The organism is Rhodococcus sp. ACPA1 (assembly GCF_002300195.1).
Classification (GTDB): domain Bacteria; phylum Actinomycetota; class Actinomycetes; order Mycobacteriales; family Mycobacteriaceae; genus Rhodococcus_F; species Rhodococcus_F opacus.
The window spans coordinates 763068-778174 of record NZ_NSDX01000002.1 but is presented as its reverse complement, the minus strand read 5'-3'; the positions used below and the strand labels follow the sequence as shown (position 1 = coordinate 778174).

General features: G+C 68.1%; 15 protein-coding genes. 7 read left to right on the top strand and 8 right to left on the bottom strand.

Annotated features, from left to right (window positions below):
- Positions 1-13 precede the first annotated feature (13 nt).
- Positions 14-910, top strand: coding sequence for a Ku protein (locus tag CJ177_RS10120; protein ID WP_005255030.1), 897 nt, complete (start codon positions 14-16; stop codon positions 908-910).
- 66 nt (positions 911-976) lie between these two features.
- Here CJ177_RS10120 and CJ177_RS10115 read toward each other — a convergent pair whose 3' ends face one another.
- The 7 genes from CJ177_RS10115 to CJ177_RS10085 form a co-directional block, all read right to left on the bottom strand.
- A complete protein-coding gene (locus CJ177_RS10115; RefSeq protein ID WP_005241817.1) occupies positions 977-1396 on the bottom strand; it encodes a metal-sulfur cluster assembly factor in 420 nt (139 codons plus the stop codon).
- Positions 1393-1908 (bottom strand): Fe-S cluster assembly sulfur transfer protein SufU, encoded by a 516-nt coding sequence (gene sufU, locus CJ177_RS10110; RefSeq protein WP_025432540.1) that lies wholly within the window; start codon positions 1906-1908, stop codon positions 1393-1395. The genes CJ177_RS10115 and sufU overlap by 4 nt, the downstream gene beginning before the upstream one ends.
- Positions 1905-3164 (bottom strand): cysteine desulfurase, encoded by a 1260-nt coding sequence (locus CJ177_RS10105; protein WP_061044152.1) that lies wholly within the window; start codon positions 3162-3164, stop codon positions 1905-1907. Before CJ177_RS10105 ends, sufU begins: the two co-directional genes overlap by 4 nt.
- Before the next feature lie 6 nt (positions 3165-3170).
- On the bottom strand, positions 3171-3980 hold the full coding sequence (gene sufC / locus CJ177_RS10100) for a Fe-S cluster assembly ATPase SufC (RefSeq protein WP_015890658.1): 810 nt from the start codon (positions 3978-3980) through the stop codon (positions 3171-3173).
- A gap of 45 nt (positions 3981-4025) precedes the next feature.
- On the bottom strand, positions 4026-5255 hold the full coding sequence (gene sufD / locus CJ177_RS10095; RefSeq protein ID WP_005241810.1) for a Fe-S cluster assembly protein SufD: 1230 nt from the start codon (positions 5253-5255) through the stop codon (positions 4026-4028).
- Positions 5255-6715, bottom strand: a complete 1461-nt coding sequence (gene sufB, locus CJ177_RS10090) for a Fe-S cluster assembly protein SufB (RefSeq protein WP_005241808.1) — start codon at positions 6713-6715, stop codon at positions 5255-5257. Before sufB ends, sufD begins: the two co-directional genes overlap by 1 nt.
- Before the next feature lie 95 nt (positions 6716-6810).
- Positions 6811-7560: a metalloregulator ArsR/SmtB family transcription factor gene (locus CJ177_RS10085; protein ID WP_025432539.1), complete on the bottom strand. Its 750-nt coding sequence runs from the start codon at positions 7558-7560 to the stop codon at positions 6811-6813.
- 132 nt (positions 7561-7692) lie between these two features.
- Between CJ177_RS10085 and mptB the strand changes: the two genes are divergently transcribed.
- The 5 genes from mptB (at position 7693) to CJ177_RS10060 (ending at position 13690) form a co-directional block, all read left to right on the top strand.
- Positions 7693-9477: a polyprenol phosphomannose-dependent alpha 1,6 mannosyltransferase MptB gene (gene mptB / locus CJ177_RS10080; RefSeq protein WP_095867654.1), complete on the top strand. Its 1785-nt coding sequence runs from the start codon at positions 7693-7695 to the stop codon at positions 9475-9477.
- A gap of 6 nt (positions 9478-9483) precedes the next feature.
- Entirely contained in the window at positions 9484-10428 is a 945-nt protein-coding gene (locus tag CJ177_RS10075) for an ABC transporter ATP-binding protein (protein WP_005241802.1), read from the top strand.
- The gene (locus CJ177_RS10070; RefSeq protein WP_025432537.1) at positions 10425-11225 is read left to right on the top strand and encodes an ABC transporter permease; all 801 of its coding nucleotides are present in this window, start codon (positions 10425-10427) and stop codon (positions 11223-11225) included. Before CJ177_RS10075 ends, CJ177_RS10070 begins: the two co-directional genes overlap by 4 nt.
- Complete coding sequence (locus tag CJ177_RS10065) at positions 11222-12658, top strand: hypothetical protein (RefSeq protein ID WP_061697939.1); 1437 nt, start codon at positions 11222-11224, stop codon at positions 12656-12658. The genes CJ177_RS10070 and CJ177_RS10065 overlap by 4 nt, the downstream gene beginning before the upstream one ends.
- A 69-nt stretch (positions 12659-12727) precedes the next feature.
- The gene (locus CJ177_RS10060) at positions 12728-13690 is read left to right on the top strand and encodes a heme A synthase (protein ID WP_005241799.1); all 963 of its coding nucleotides are present in this window, start codon (positions 12728-12730) and stop codon (positions 13688-13690) included.
- Here CJ177_RS10060 and CJ177_RS10055 read toward each other — a convergent pair.
- The gene (locus CJ177_RS10055; protein WP_025432536.1) at positions 13687-14052 is read right to left on the bottom strand and encodes a hypothetical protein; all 366 of its coding nucleotides are present in this window, start codon (positions 14050-14052) and stop codon (positions 13687-13689) included. The genes CJ177_RS10060 and CJ177_RS10055 overlap by 4 nt on opposite strands.
- A gap of 80 nt (positions 14053-14132) precedes the next feature.
- Here CJ177_RS10055 and CJ177_RS10050 point away from each other — a divergent pair, with 80 nt between their 5' ends.
- Complete coding sequence (locus CJ177_RS10050; RefSeq protein ID WP_025432535.1) at positions 14133-15098, top strand: quinone oxidoreductase; 966 nt, start codon at positions 14133-14135, stop codon at positions 15096-15098.
- Positions 15099-15107: the final 9 nt, after the last annotated feature.

Sequence of the window (15107 nt, the reverse complement as noted above, 5' to 3'; positions counted from 1 at the left end):
AAAGGAGACCATCATGGAACGCATGCGGTCGATATGGAAGGGCTCGATAGCGTTCGGACTCGTGAATGTGCCGGTCAAGGTCTATTCGGCAACCGAGGATCACGACATCAGGTTTCACCAGGTCCATGCCAAGGACGGCGGCCGGATCAAATACAACCGCGTCTGCTCCGAATGCGGCAACGTCGTCCAATACGCCGATATCGACAAGGCCTACGACTCCGACGACGGCGTGCGCGTGGTGTTGACGGACGATGATTTCGGCAAACTGCCCGCCGCCGAGAAACACGAGATTCCCGTTCTGCAGTTCGTGCCGACCGAACAGATCGACCCCATTCTGTTCGAGAAGAGTTACTTCCTCGAACCGGATTCCAGCTCTCCGAAGGCATATGTCCTACTCGCGACAGCCCTCGAGAACAGCGACCGAACGGCCCTCGTCCACTTCACCCTCCGACAGCGCACCCGACTGGCCGCGATGCGTTCACGGGACGGGGTGCTGGTGATCCAGACGCTGCTGTGGCCGGATGAGGTACGGGCCGCGGAATTCTCCTCACTCGATGGCGTCGACAAGCCGAAGGCGAAGGAACTCGCGATGGCCGAGACACTCGTCGACAGCATGGCCGACGACTTCGACCCCACCGAATTCACCGACGACTACCAGGTGCAGTTGCGTGAACTGCTCGACGAGATGATCGAGTCCGGCGGCAAGAAGGTCATCCCCGTCGCCGAGGTCGAGAAGAGCGGCGAGGACGCCGAAGTGGTGGATCTCGTGGCCGCACTGCAGCGCAGCGTCGACGCCGCCGGGAAGAAGGCCGCACCCGCCAAGAAGAAGCCGGCGAAGAAGGCTCCGGCCAAGACCGCAGCGAAGAAGGCCACAGCGAAGTCATCCAGTTCGGAACGCAAGCGCGCCTGAACCGACACGGAGGGGCTCGGCGAGATGGTTCTCGCCGAGCCCCTCCGTGTCACCAGTGGTGAATGGTCAGACTGTGAAACCGAGCGCGCGCAACTGCTCGCGGCCGTCCTCGGTGATCTTGTCGGGGCCCCACGGCGGGAGCCACACCCAGTTGATCTTCAGTTCGTTGCACAGACCGCTGCGCACGAGCGCACCCCGCGACTGGTCCTCGATGACATCGGTCAGCGGGCAGGCCGCCGACGTGAGCGTCATGTCGAGGGTCACGACGTCCTCCTCCTCGGTGATCCCGTACACGAGACCGAGGTCGACGACGTTGATGCCGAGTTCGGGATCGACGACGTCACGCATCGCCTCCTCGAGTTCTTCGAGGCGCTTCGGGTCGGTAATCGCACCCGACGATGCAGTGGCGGTCTCGCCGCCCTGGTCGGCCGTCGCCTGCTCCGGTACGGCCGTGGCGTCCGCCTCCGGCGTCTGCGTCTCGCTCATGATGCCTGTCCTCCGATTCGAGCTGGTTCGCCGTCTGCTGTCGGAACGGCCGAATCCCGTTCGTCCACGACCCGGTCGTCCACTATCTGAACAACCGCGTCCTTGAATGCCATCCATCCCAGCAGCGCGCATTTCACGCGTGCCGGGTATTTCGAGACGCCGACGAAGGCGATGCCGTCCCCGAGGACGTCCTCGTCCCCCTCGACGGTACCGCGGCTGCTGACCATCTCGTTGAATGCGGCAACGGTCTGCAGTGCCTTCTCGACCGGCATCCCCACCACCTGATCGGTGAGCACCGACGTCGACGCCTGGCTGATGGAGCAGCCCTGGCCGTCGTACGACACATCCACCACGGTGCCGTCGTCGGCGAGCTGCACACGCAGCGTCACTTCGTCACCGCACGTGGGATTGACGTGGTGGACTTCGGCGCCGAACGGTTCGCGCAGGCCGCGACCGTGGGGATGCTTGTAGTGGTCCAGGATCACTTCCTGGTACATCTGTTCCATTCTCATGCAGGAACCTCCCCGAAGAACTCCTGTGCGCGCCGCACCGCTGCCGCGAGAGCGTCGACCTCGTCGACCGTGTTGTACAGCGCGAACGACGCCCTCGCCGTGGCCGCGACACCGAAACGACGGTGCAGGGGCCAGGCGCAGTGGTGGCCGACGCGGATGGCGACCCCCTCGTCGTCGAGGATCTGACCGAGATCGTGGGCGTGGATTCCGTCGACCACGAACGACACGGCCCCGCCGCGGTCCTCGGCGGTCGTGGGTCCGATGATGTGCACGCCGTCGATGGCACCCAGAGCTGCCAGTGCGGCCTCGACCAGGGTGTGCTCGTGCGCCGCCACCGCGTCCATCCCGATCTCCTCGAGATACCGGACCGCGGCACCGAGCCCGACCACCTGCGACGTCATCGGAACGCCGGCCTCGAACCGCTGCGGCGGCGGCGCGTAGGTGGTGCGTTCCATCGTGACGGTCTCGATCATCGAACCACCCGTGATGAACGGCGGCATCGCATTCAGCAGTTCGCGGCGCCCGTACAGGACACCCACGCCGGACGGGCCGAGCATCTTGTGCCCCGAGAAGGCCGCGTAGTCCACACCGAGCGCGTGGAAGTCCACCGCCATGTGCGGAACGGACTGGCATGCGTCGAGTACCACCAGCGCGCCGACCGCGCGGGCGCGACGCACCAACTCCTCGACGGGTGCCACCGCACCGGTCACGTTGGACTGGTGGGTGAACGCCACGACCTTGACGGCGCCCGTCAGTTCGAGCGAATCGAGGTCGATCCGGCCGTCGTCGGTGACGCCGTACCAGCGCAACGTCGCACCCGTGCTGCGCGCGAGTTCCTGCCACGGCACGAGATTGGCGTGATGCTCGAGTTCGGTGATGACGATCTCGTCACCGGGGCCGAGGTGCCGCTCGAAGCGATCGTCGCCGAGAACGTGAGTGACGAGGTTCAGGGACTCCGTCGCGTTCTTGGTGAACACGAGTTCGTCGCTGTCGGCACCGACGAACGCGGCGATCGTCGCACGCGCGTTCTCGTACGCGTCGGTGGCCTCTTCGGCGAGCTGGTGAGCGCCTCGGTGCACGGCCGCGTTACAGGTGGTGAGGAACTCCCTCTCGGCGTCGAGCACCTGGTTCGGGCGCTGCGACGTCGCGCCCGAATCGAGGTACACCAGCGGTTTTCCGTCGCGGACCGTACGCGCCAGGATCGGGAAGTCCTCCCGGATCCGGGTGACGTCGAATACGCGCACCGAGGTGGTCATCTGCGTTTATGCTCCTTGCGTTGCTGCAGCCTGGGTGAAGCGCTCGTAGCCGTTCGCCTCGAGCTCGTCGGCCAGTTCCGGCCCGCCCGACTCGACCACACGACCGCCGACGAACACGTGGACGTATTCCGGCTTGATGTACCGGAGGATGCGCGTGTAGTGCGTGATCAGCAGGATTCCGCCGTGCTGGCGCTCCTTGTAGCGGTTCACACCCTCGGAGACGACGCGCAGGGCATCGACGTCGAGACCGGAGTCGGTCTCGTCGAGGATCGCGATCTTCGGCTTCAGGAGACCGAGCTGCAGGATCTCGTGGCGCTTCTTCTCACCGCCGGAGAAACCTTCGTTGACGCTGCGCTCGCCGAACGAGGGGTCGATGTCCAGCTCGGTCAGGGCTTCCTTGACTTCTTTCACCCAGTGGCGAAGCTTCGGGGCCTCGCCACGGACCGCGGTGGCCGCGGTGCGCAGGAAGTTGGACATGGAGACGCCGGGGACCTCGACGGGGTACTGCATCGCGAGGAACAGTCCCGCGCGGGCGCGCTCGTCGACGCTCATCTCGAGGACGTCCTCACCGTTGAGGGTGATGGAGCCCGAGGTGATCTGGTACTTGGGGTGGCCCGCGATGGCGTACGACAGCGTCGACTTGCCGGACCCGTTGGGTCCCATGATCGCGTGGGTCTCGCCGGAACGAACCGTCAGGTTCACACCCTTGAGGATGTTGATCGGTTCGGCGTTCTCGTCGGTGTTCGCGACGTCGACGTGGAGGTCCTTGATTTCCAGGACCGAGGTTTCGGGGGTGGAAGCGTCAGGGGTAGACATTGTGATCCTTCGAAGAAATGGGAAGTAATGGTCCGGCGGCGCGGGTCACACGCCGACTGCGGCGAGTTCGGCCTCGACAGCTGCCTCGAGGCGCTCGCGAATCTCGGCGACGGCGATCTTGTTGATGATCTCGTGGAAGAACCCGCGCACGACGAGTCGCCGTGCCGCGTCTTCGGGGATTCCGCGGGCGCGCAAGTAGAACAACTGCTCGTCGTCGAATCGACCCGTGGCGCTGGCGTGCCCGGCACCCACGATCTCGCCGGTCTCGATCTCCAGGTTCGGAACCGAGTCCGCGCGTGCGCCGTCCGTGAGGACGAGGTTGCGGTTCAGCTCGAACGTGTCGGTGCCTTCGGCCGCGGCGCGGATCAGCACGTCGCCGATCCACACGGTGTGGGCGTCGGGCTTCCCCGAATTCGGATCGCCCTGCAGGGCGCCCTTGTAGACCACGTTGGACTTGCAGTGCGGCTGCGAGTGATCCACCAGCAGTCGCTGCTCGAAGTGCTGTCCGGCGTCGGCGAAGTACAGGCCCAGCAGTTCGGCGTCGCCGCCCGGGCCGTCGTACTTGACGGTCGCGGACAGGCGGACCAGGTCGCCGCCGAGGCTGACCGCGTTGTGCCGCAGCACCGCGTCACGGCCCAGCCGCGCGTGATGCGACGCGACGTGCACGGCGTCGTCCGCCCAGTCCTGGACGGCGACCACGGTGAGGCGGGAGCTGTCGCCGAGAACGAATTCGACGTTCTCGGCGATCGTGCCGCTGCCTCGCTGGTCGATGACGACGGTCGCCTTCGCGAAGGCTTCGAGCCGGATCTGCAGGTGCCCGAAGGCGACCTTGTCCTCGCCCGGGCCGGTGACCGTGATGTTGATCGTCTCGGCGACCTCGACCTCACGGCCGACGGTCACGACGGTGGCCGTCTCGAACCCCGAGTAGGCCTGTGCGGCCACCCGGTCGGCCGGGACGCCGGCCTTGCCCAGCCGGTCGTCGTCACGCCCGACGGTCTCGACCCGGACGGAGTCCGGACCGGCGACGTCGACGGTGACCGTGCCGTTCGCGACGGCCGTTCCGTCGTGCAGTCCGCGGAGCCGGCGCAGCGGGGTGAACCGCCAGACCTCGTCGCGACCACCCGGGATCTCGAACGCGTTGACGTCGAACGAGGTGAAGACCTCACCCTTGTTCTTGATCGGCGAACCGGTGGCGGTCCGCGCTATCCGCGGATTCTCGCCTGCGACGGCTCCCGCGACTCCGAGATTCTGGACACCAGTTTCTGGCGTGGTCACTAACCCACCGCCCCTTCCATCTGCAGTTCGATCAGGCGGTTCAGTTCCAGGGCGTACTCCATCGGGAGTTCCTTGGCGATCGGCTCGACGAAGCCGCGCACGACCGTCGCCATGGCCTCGTCTTCGGTGAGCCCGCGGCTCATCAGGTAGAACAGCTGGTCGTCGCTCACCTTCGAGACTGTGGCCTCGTGGCCCATGGTCACGTCGTCCTCGCGGATGTCGACGTACGGGTAGGTGTCCGAGCGGCTGATCTGATCGACCAGCAGCGCATCACACTTGACCGTCGACTTGGAACCGTGAGCACCCTTGTTGACCTGGACGAGTCCGCGGTACGACGCGCGTCCACCGCCACGTGCCACCGACTTGCTGATGATGGTCGACGACGTGTACGGCGCGAGATGCAGCATCTTGGCACCGGTGTCCTGGTGCTGGCCCTCACCGGCGAATGCCACGGAGAGAACCTCGCCGCGGGCGTGTTCGCCCATCATCCAGACGGCCGGGTACTTCATGGTGACCTTCGACCCGATGTTGCCGTCGATCCACTCCATGGATCCGCCGGCTTCGACCTTGGTGCGCTTGGTGACCAGGTTGTAGACGTTGTTCGACCAGTTCTGGATGGTCGTGTAGCGGCAGTGGCCGCCCTTCTTCACGATGATCTCGACGACCGCGGAGTGCAGGGAGTCGGACTTGTAGATCGGCGCCGTGCAGCCCTCGACGTAGTGCACCGAGGCGCCCTCGTCGACGATGATCAGGGTCCGCTCGAACTGGCCCATGTTCTCCGTGTTGATGCGGAAGTAGGCCTGCAGCGGGATGTCGACGTGCACGCCCGGCGGGACGTAGATGAAGGAGCCACCCGACCACACCGCGGTGTTCAGCGCGGAGAACTTGTTGTCGCCGGCCGGGATGACCGTGCCGAAGTACTCCCGGAACAGCTCGGGGTGCTGCTTCAGGCCCGTGTCGGTGTCGAGGAAGATGACGCCCTGTGCCTCGAGGTCCTCACGGATCGAGTGGTACACAACCTCGGACTCGTACTGAGCCGCGACACCGGCGACGAGGCGCTGCTTCTCGGCCTCGGGGATGCCCAGCTTGTCGTACGTGTTCTTGATGTCCTCGGGCAGGTCTTCCCAGCTCTCGGCCTGCTTCTCGCTCGAGCGGACGAAGTACTTGATGTTGTCGAAGTCGATGCCCTCGAGGTTCGAACCCCAGTTCGGCATCGGCTTCTTGTCGAAGGTCTTCAGCGCGCGCAGGCGGACGTCGAGCATCCAGTCCGGCTCGCTCTTCTTCGCCGAGATGTCGCGCACGACGTCTTCGGACAGACCGCGCTGCGCACTGGCACCGGCCTCGTCGGAATCGGACCAGCCGTACCCGTAATGCCCGAGTGACGCGATGGTCTCTTCCTGCGTGAGCGGCTCGGCGTTGGCCGACGCAGTGGATGTCACCTGGTCTGATGTGACGGTCATGCGAGCTCCTTCCGGAGTCTTGTTACGAGACCGGCGAGGGCTGGTCGCCGGTGGAATACAGGTTGCTGACTAGGGGATCTATCGGGAAGGCGTGGTTATTTGGGACCGGACGGCGGGACGAGTGGAACGTGAGTGGTGCATGCGCAGTCACCGTTCGCGATGGTCGCGAGCCGCTGGACGTGGGTGCCGAGCAGTTGGGCGAACGCTTCCTGTTCGGCTTCGCACAGTTCCGGGAACTCCTCGGCCACGTGGGAGACCGGGCAGTGGTGCTGGCAGATCTGCACGCCGTTGCCGACCGGGCGCGTCGACGCCGCGAATCCTGCGGTGGTGAACGCGTCGGCGATGGCGTCGGCGGTGGTTTCGAGGCCCTCGGCGCTGTGATCGGCTGCCGGGGTCACGTTTCCGACGATCGCCTGGACTCGGCGACGAGCGAAATCGGTGATCGCGGCGTCTCCCCCGACCTCCCGCAGTTGACGCATCGCCGCGCCGGCGAGGTCGTCGTACGCGTGGCCTAGGCGGCCGCGGCCCTTGGCGGTGATCTGGAAGTATTTGGCGGGTCGTCCCCGGCCGCGGTGACGCACGGCGACGGAGGACGCCTCGCGGGCCTCCCCGGACTCCAGGAGCGCGTCGAGGTGTCGACGGACACCGGCGGCACTCAGCCCGAGGCGGGTTCCGATTTCCGACGCGGTGATCGGCCCCTCCTCGAGGAGGAGCTTTACGACGGCAGCGCGGGTGTGGCCTTCGTGGCCGACGGCGACGGGTGACGCGGTTTCGACAGGCGCCGCCGAGGAAGGCGCGTGAACTGCGCTTTCCTTCGTTGCACGTGGTGTCGTTTCCGTTTTCACAACACCAGTGTGACGGAATTCGGATCGCAGGTCTACTAAGGGTGCCCTGCCTTACACCTGTGATTATGTACGGCTCGCGCCCGGGAATACTGGCCGAACCGGCTGTGTTCGGCGCACCGCTACGCTGCCTGTGTGCCGCAGACCCCCGAGAACCCGGAGCCGACCCGCGCGGAGCCGACCTTCACGGCTCGCGCCGCTCTTCGACATCCGGCCGAGCTCGCCCGGCGGGCGCTGGGCATCGACGGCCGCTCCCCGCGACCCTCGGTGGCGGCCGCGCTGCACGGCGACGAGCCGGAGACAGCGGGCCTGAACGCACAGGAGACCGCGCAGCTCCGCGGGATCCGCCGGTTCGGCGCGACCGGAGCCGTCCTGATGGCGGTGGGCGCGCTGGGCGCAGGCGCCCAGCCGGTACTGCAGAACCCAGTCCAGGGTCTTCGCGTCATCGGTCTGCCCGCCCGGATCCCCAGTGTCGCGTTGACGCTGACCATGACCGGCACCGTGATGATCGTGCTCGCGTGGCTCCTCCTCGGACGGTTCGCGATCGGCAGTCTGCAGTCGGGGGCGGTGCGTCGCCTCAACCGGTCCCAGCTCGACCGCACCCTGCTGCTGTGGATCATCCCGCTGTCCGTCGCGCCGCCGATGTTCAGCAAGGACGTGTACTCGTACCTCGCGCAGAGCGAGATCGCGGCCCGCGGGCTCGATCCCTACGCCATCGGTCCCGCGGGTGCGCTCGGCGTCGATCACGTCCTGACCCGGACCGTGCCGACGATCTGGCGCGACACGCCGGCGCCGTACGGTCCACTGTTCCTCTGGATGGGGCGCGGGATCAGTTGGCTGACCGGCGAGAACATCGTCGCGGGGATCTTCCTGCACCGGCTGCTTGCCCTCGCCGGTGTGGCCATGATCGTGTGGGCGCTCCCCCGGCTGGCGCGACGCTGCGGCGTCGCCGAGGTCAGCGCCCTCTGGCTGGGCGCCGCCAACCCCCTGCTGCTGTTCCACCTGGTCGCGGGGATTCACAACGAGGCGCTCATGCTCGGCCTCATGCTGGCCGGGATCGAACTGGCGCTGCGGGCCGTCGAACGGTCGGAGCCGATCCGCGGGCAGTCCCTTCTCCTGTTGCTGTCGGGGGCGGCACTCATCGCTCTGTCGTCGACGATCAAGATCCCCTCCCTCCTCGCACTGGGATTCGTCGGGATGGCGCTGGCCCGGAGATGGGGCGGAACCCCGAAGGCCGTGCTCATGGCGGCCGCCCTGCTCGGCGGGGTGGCCCTGGTGGTCACACTCGTCATCAGCACGTCCAGCGGACTCGGCATCGGCTGGGTACACACCCTCGGCACCGCGAACGCGGTCCGCAGCTGGATGTCCATCCCCACGCTCCTCGGACTGGGCACCGGACTGGCCGGGGTCCTCCTGGGCCTCGGTGACCACACGACGGCGGTGCTGAGCCTGACCCGGCCGATCGCGGCCGTCGCTGCGGCGTTCATCACACTGCGGATGCTCGTCGCCACGCTCGTCGGCCGTATCCACGCGGTCGGCGCGCTGGGACTGTCCCTCGGCGCGGTCGTCCTCCTCTTCCCCGTGGTGCAGCCCTGGTATCTGCTGTGGGCGGTCCTGCCGCTCGCAGCCTGGGCCACGGCACCCGCCTTCCGCGTCCCCGCCATCGTCTTCTCGTCCATCGTCAGCGTCATCCTGATGCCGAACGGCGGCGAGTACCAGCCCTTCGTCATCGTGCAGGCCGCCATCGCCACCATCTTCACGGCCGGAACGCTGATCGTGATCACCCGCAACCGGCTGCCCTGGCGGGTCGGTTCGGAGCAGCAGCCGACCGTGCCGGACCCCCAGGATCCGCCCCGGGACGACGCCGACGCGGAAAGCCGGGGCACCGGCCGGGTCACACCAGGCCAAGGCTTACGCTGATTCCCCGTGACCTCGCGAACGCCCGGATCGGCGCAACCTGCTGTACGCCTGGAAGGCGTGGTGAAGACCTTCGACGGTGTGAGGGCCGTCGACGGACTCGATCTCACCGTCGAACCGGCACAGGTGGTCGCGTTGCTCGGTCCCAACGGCGCGGGTAAGACCACCACCGTAGAAATGTGTGAAGGCTTCGTCCGCCCGGACAGCGGCACCGTCCGCGTCCTCGGACTCGACCCCGTCGCGGATGCCGGCGCCGTCCGGGCCCGAATCGGTGTGATGCTGCAGGGCGGCGGCGCGTACCCCGGGTCCCGCGCCGGTGAGATGCTCGACCTCGTCGCGGCCTATTCGGCCGACCCCCTCGACCCCGACTGGTTGCTGCGCAGCCTCGGACTCGAGGATTCCCGTCGCACCCCCTACCGCAGGCTGTCGGGCGGGCAGCAGCAGCGCCTGTCCCTGGCCTGTGCGCTGGTCGGCCGGCCGGAGCTGGTCTTCCTCGACGAACCCACCGCCGGACTCGACGCACAGGCCCGCCTGCTGGTGTGGGAACTGATCGACGCACTGCGCCGCGACGGCGTCAGTGTGCTGCTGACGACGCACCTGATGGACGAGGCCGAGGAACTCGCGGACCGGCTCGTCATCATCGACCACGGGTCGATCGTCGCGGCGGGTACGCCCGCCGAGGTCACCAGCCGCGGCGCCGAGGGCCAGTTGCGGCTCAGCGCGCCCGCCGGTCTGGACACCGAACCCCTCGCGAGAGCCCTCCCCGACGGTTTCCGGGTGGCCGAGTCCGGACCGGGCACCTATCTCGTCGAAGGGCCGATCGATCCGACGGTGGTGGCGTCGGTCGCGTCGTGGTGCGCCGATCTGGACGCCCTGATCAGCGACATCCGCGTCGACCAGCGCAGCCTCGAGGACGTCTTCCTCGAACTCACCGGCCGGGAACTGAGGGGATGACGATGAGCACCAGTGACCGTCTGACGGAGAATCGTTTCGCCCCGGGCACGTTCGCACCCGACCCTCGCCCGAGCGGCGCGGCGGTCATGTTGCGGGCGCAGACCGCGCTCGAACTCAAGCTGCTCCTGCGCAACGGGGAGCAGTTGCTGCTGACCATGTTCATCCCGATCACGCTGCTGATCGGCCTGTGCCTGCTACCCATCGGCGACCTCGGAACGTCGCGGGTCGACAAGGTGGTGCCCGCCGTCATGATGGTGGCGGTGATGTCCACCGCGTTCACCGGCCAGGCCATCGCGGTCGGCTTCGACCGCCGGTACGGGGCCCTCAAGCGGCTCGGCGCCACTCCCCTGCCGACGTGGGGAATTATCGCCGGGAAGAGCGCCGCGGTTGTCATCGTCGTCGCACTGCAATCGGTGCTCCTCGGAGCTATCGGGTTGGCGCTCGGCTGGCGTCCGAGTGCGTGGGGACTCGCCCTCGGCGCTGTGATCATCGCCCTGGGCACCGTGACGTTCGCGGCGATGGGATTGCTGCTCGGCGGCACCCTCCGCGCCGACATCGTCCTCGCGCTGGCCAACATCCTGTGGTTCGTGATGGTCGGCGTCGGCAGCGTGGTGTTCGCCACCGGCGACCTGCCCTGGCTCCTGCACACCGGGGCCCGGCTGATTCCCTCTGGTGCGCTCGCGCACGCGCTCGACGCCGCACTGTCGGGGTCGGTGGACCTGCTCAGCATCGTGGTCCTCGTCGTCTGGGGTGCGGCCGCGGGAGCCCTGGCGGCCCGGACGTTCCGATTCACGTGATCCGCCGACCCGCAGCCCGCACCGTCGGCACCGTTCTGGCAGTCCTGCTCGCCGTTCTAGGCTGCGGCACCCTGCCCGCGGGCGCCGCACCGCAGTGGGGACCGCCCGCCGCGCCGAATCCGTTCCTCGGACCCGCAGGCACGTCCACGATGCACGGCGACGCGGGGTCCACCGACGTCACTCCGCTGCCCGGTCCCGGGACCGGCCCGCTCACACTGTCCGCGTACCCGTTGGTGTCGGCGTGCCCGACCCTCCTGCAGGGGTCCGACCGGCTCGTCGTCGCCTTGTGCACGTCCGTGGCCGGCCAGGTCCCCACCGTGCACCTGATCGACCCCGCCGCCCCCGCTGCCCCGTTCGGCGCCTCGCTCGCCACGTTCGCACTGGCGAAGGGCAGCCTCCTGGGCGGCGTGTACGCGTTCCTCGACAACGACAACCGACTGGTCGCGGTGGACGGAAACCGTCAGTTACTGCGCCTCGGACATTCGAAGGACCCCGACGGCCGCTGGCGGATCACCGTCGACTCGCACGTCGACCTGTCCGGCAGTGTTCCGCCGGGAGACAACGTGACCGGGCTGACGCCGGACTGGCAGGGCAACGTCTGGTTCGCGACGGGTGGCGGCGTCGTCGGAGCCGTGGACCGCGCCGGCGTCGCGCACAGCCTGCCGCTGGCCGCGGGCGAACAGGTCCAGAACAGCATCTCGACCTCGCCCTCCGGCACCGCGGTCGCGACGACGCACGCGCTGTACCAGTTCACGCTCCGCGACGGCGCGGTGCGCGTGGACTGGCGGCGGGAATACGACCGCGGTCCGGACCGTAAGCCGGGGCAACTCAGCCACGGCACCGGCTCCACCCCCACCTACTTCGGGCCGTCGACCGGCAGCGATTTCGTCGCGATCGTCGACAACGCCGACCCGCAGGTGAGTCTTCGGGTCTTCCGCGCCGATTCCGGTGACGAGATCTGCTCCGTCCCGGTGCTCGCCAACCCGGGCGGCAGCGAGAACTCGCCGATCGGCATCGCCAATTCGGTGTACGTCGCCGGGACGTACGGCTATCCGTATCCCGCCGTCCCGGACGGCGCGGGCCCTGCGGTTCCGACGAACGCCCCCTTCACCGGCGGCATGACCCGCGTCGACATCGACCCGATCGGCTGCCACCAGGTGTGGAGCAACGACGTCCGCAGCGCGGCGGTGCCCCACCTCTCGACCGGTGACGGCCTGCTGTACACCGTGATCCGTCAAGGGTTCGACGTCACGACACCCCTGGACGGCTTCTCGTTCGCGGTGATCGATCCGGCGGACGGCTCGGTCGAGCACACCAGCCCACTCCCCGGCACCGCGGTCAACGACACCCTCCAGATGTCCGGACTCGTCACCGACACCGGCGACTTCTGGCAGGGCACGGTGACCGGCATCCTGCGGATTCGCGGCGAGTAGCACGGAGTCGAGCGTGCCGCCACCAGCCCAACGACACGCTGTAGTTGACGGCCCTCTACCATCGACGTCGTGCTGTATCGCGGGTTTCTGAGCCTGGTAGACCGTCTCCCCCTTCCGTCGCTGACCGTGCAGCGTGTCATCGCGTTCGCGGTGATCCTCACGCAGGGCGGAATCGCCGTCACCGGAGCCGTCGTGCGGGTGACCGCGTCCGGCCTCGGCTGCCCCACCTGGCCGCAGTGCTTCCCGGGCAGCTTCGTTCCGGTCGGGCACGGCGAGGTCGCCGTCATCCATCAGGCGGTCGAGTTCGGCAACCGGTTGCTCACGTTCGTCGTCGTCGTGGCCGCGGCCCTGATCGTCCTCGCGGTCACCCGCGCCCGCCGACGGAAAGAGGTCCTCGTCTACGCGTGGATGATGCCTCTCGGCACCGTCGTGCAGGCCGTCATCGGCGGTGTCACGGTGCTCACCGGACTCCTGTGGTGGACGGTGGCGGTGCACCTGCTCGCGTCGATGGCGATGGTGTGGCTGGCGACCGTGATGTACGCGAAGATCTGCGAACCCGACGATGCACCGGCGATCGACGTGATCCCCGCCCCGCTGCGGTGGCTCACCGCGCTGTCGGGTGTCGCGCTGGCCGGGGTGCTCGCCGCCGGAACTCTGGTCACGGGCGCCGGACCGCACGCGGGAGACAAGAGTCTCGACCGCGTGGTTCCGCGCCTCGAGGTGGAGATCGTCACGCTCGTGCATCTGCATGCCCAGCTGCTGGTGGGCTACCTGGCGTTGCTGGTCGGCCTGTGCTTCGGCCTCTACGCCGTGGGCGCAACCCGCGCGGTGAAGATCCGCGTGCAGGTTCTGCTCGCGCTGGTGGTGGCGCAGGCGCTGATCGGACTCGTCCAGTTCTTCACGGACGTTCCCGCGGCCCTGGTGGCATTCCACGTCGCGGGGGCCGGGCTGTGCACCGCGGCCACTGCGGCGGTGTGGGCTGCGGGGCGCACCCGCGAGTACGTCACGCAGCCGGACACCGCGAGCGTCTAGCGCTCGTTGCGGGCCTTCGGGAACCGCGTCTGCCGCGCGACCCAGCCGGCCATCTTCTGGAAGTGACCCTTGCGGGGCGTGACGATGCTGGTGATCGCGCGGTCCCACTCCGAGACGGTGACGTCGTCGAAGGACGCGACGACGGCGTTCGCGGTGGCGAGATCCTCGACCACCTGGTCACCGAGGATGCCGTCGGCGCCGACGAGCGTGATGCGGACGCCGGCGAGTCCGATCGGCTGGATGACGGCACTGGCGGAACCGCCGTGCTCGGCCACGAACTTCTTGATCGCGTCGACCGTGTGGGACGGCAGCGAGGGCGCCGGGCTCGCGGGCGCCTGATCCGCGTGGGTGTCGGTACTCATGACCCCGAGAATACTGGGCGGTAGTGGCGTCGTGTCCGCCAGGCTCCATGTGGCGACTCGCGCCGTGTAGAACTGAAACCATGCGCGCTATACAGGTTTCCCGTCTCGGTGGTCCCGACGTCCTAGAACCGGCGGAGGTTCCCGAACCCCGGATCGGAGCGACGGATCTTCTGGTTCGCACCGAGGCGATCGGCATCAACTTCATCGACACCTATTTCCGGACTGGGCTGTACCCGCGGCCGTTGCCCTACATTCCCGGAGACGAGGGCTCCGGAGTCGTGGAGGCCGTCGGCGGCGACGTGACCGGTATCGCTCCCGGTGACCGGGTGGCGTGGTGCTCCGCCCCCGGCAGTTACGCCGAGAAGGTGGTCGTCCCCGCGGCGGCCGCGATCGCCGTCCCCGACTCCGTGCCCAGCCCGCAGGCCGCTTCCGCTCTGCTGCAGGGAATGACGGCCCACTACCTGGCCCACTCGACCTACCCGGTCCAGTCCGGCGACACCGTCCTCGTCCACGCCGGAGCGGGCGGAGTCGGTCTGCTGCTGACCCAGATGGCGACCACACTGGGCGCGCGGGTGATCACCACCGTGTCCTCCGACGCCAAGGAACAATTGTCCCGTGACGCCGGCGCACACGAGGTGCTGCGATACGACGACGACATCGCCGCCCGGGTGCGTGAACTGACCGACGGAGAGGGCGTCGCAGCCGCCTACGACGGTGTCGGCGCGTCCACGTTCGAGGCCAGTCTCGCGTCGGTGCGGATCCGGGGGACGGTCGCGCTGTTCGGCGCGGCGAGCGGCCCGGTGCCGCCGTTCGATCCGCAACGGCTGAACCCGGCCGGTTCGCTGTTCCTCACCCGGCCCACACTCGCGCACCACATCCGCAACCGTGAGGAACTGACGTGGCGGGCGGGAGACGTGTTCTCCGCCCTGGCCGACGGTTCGCTGACGGTCCGGGTGGGCGCGGAGTACCCGCTCGAGCGGGCCGAGGATGCGCACCGCGACCTCGAGGCGCGTGCGACGACGGGATCGATCGTGCTGGTGCCCTGAGGCACGGGG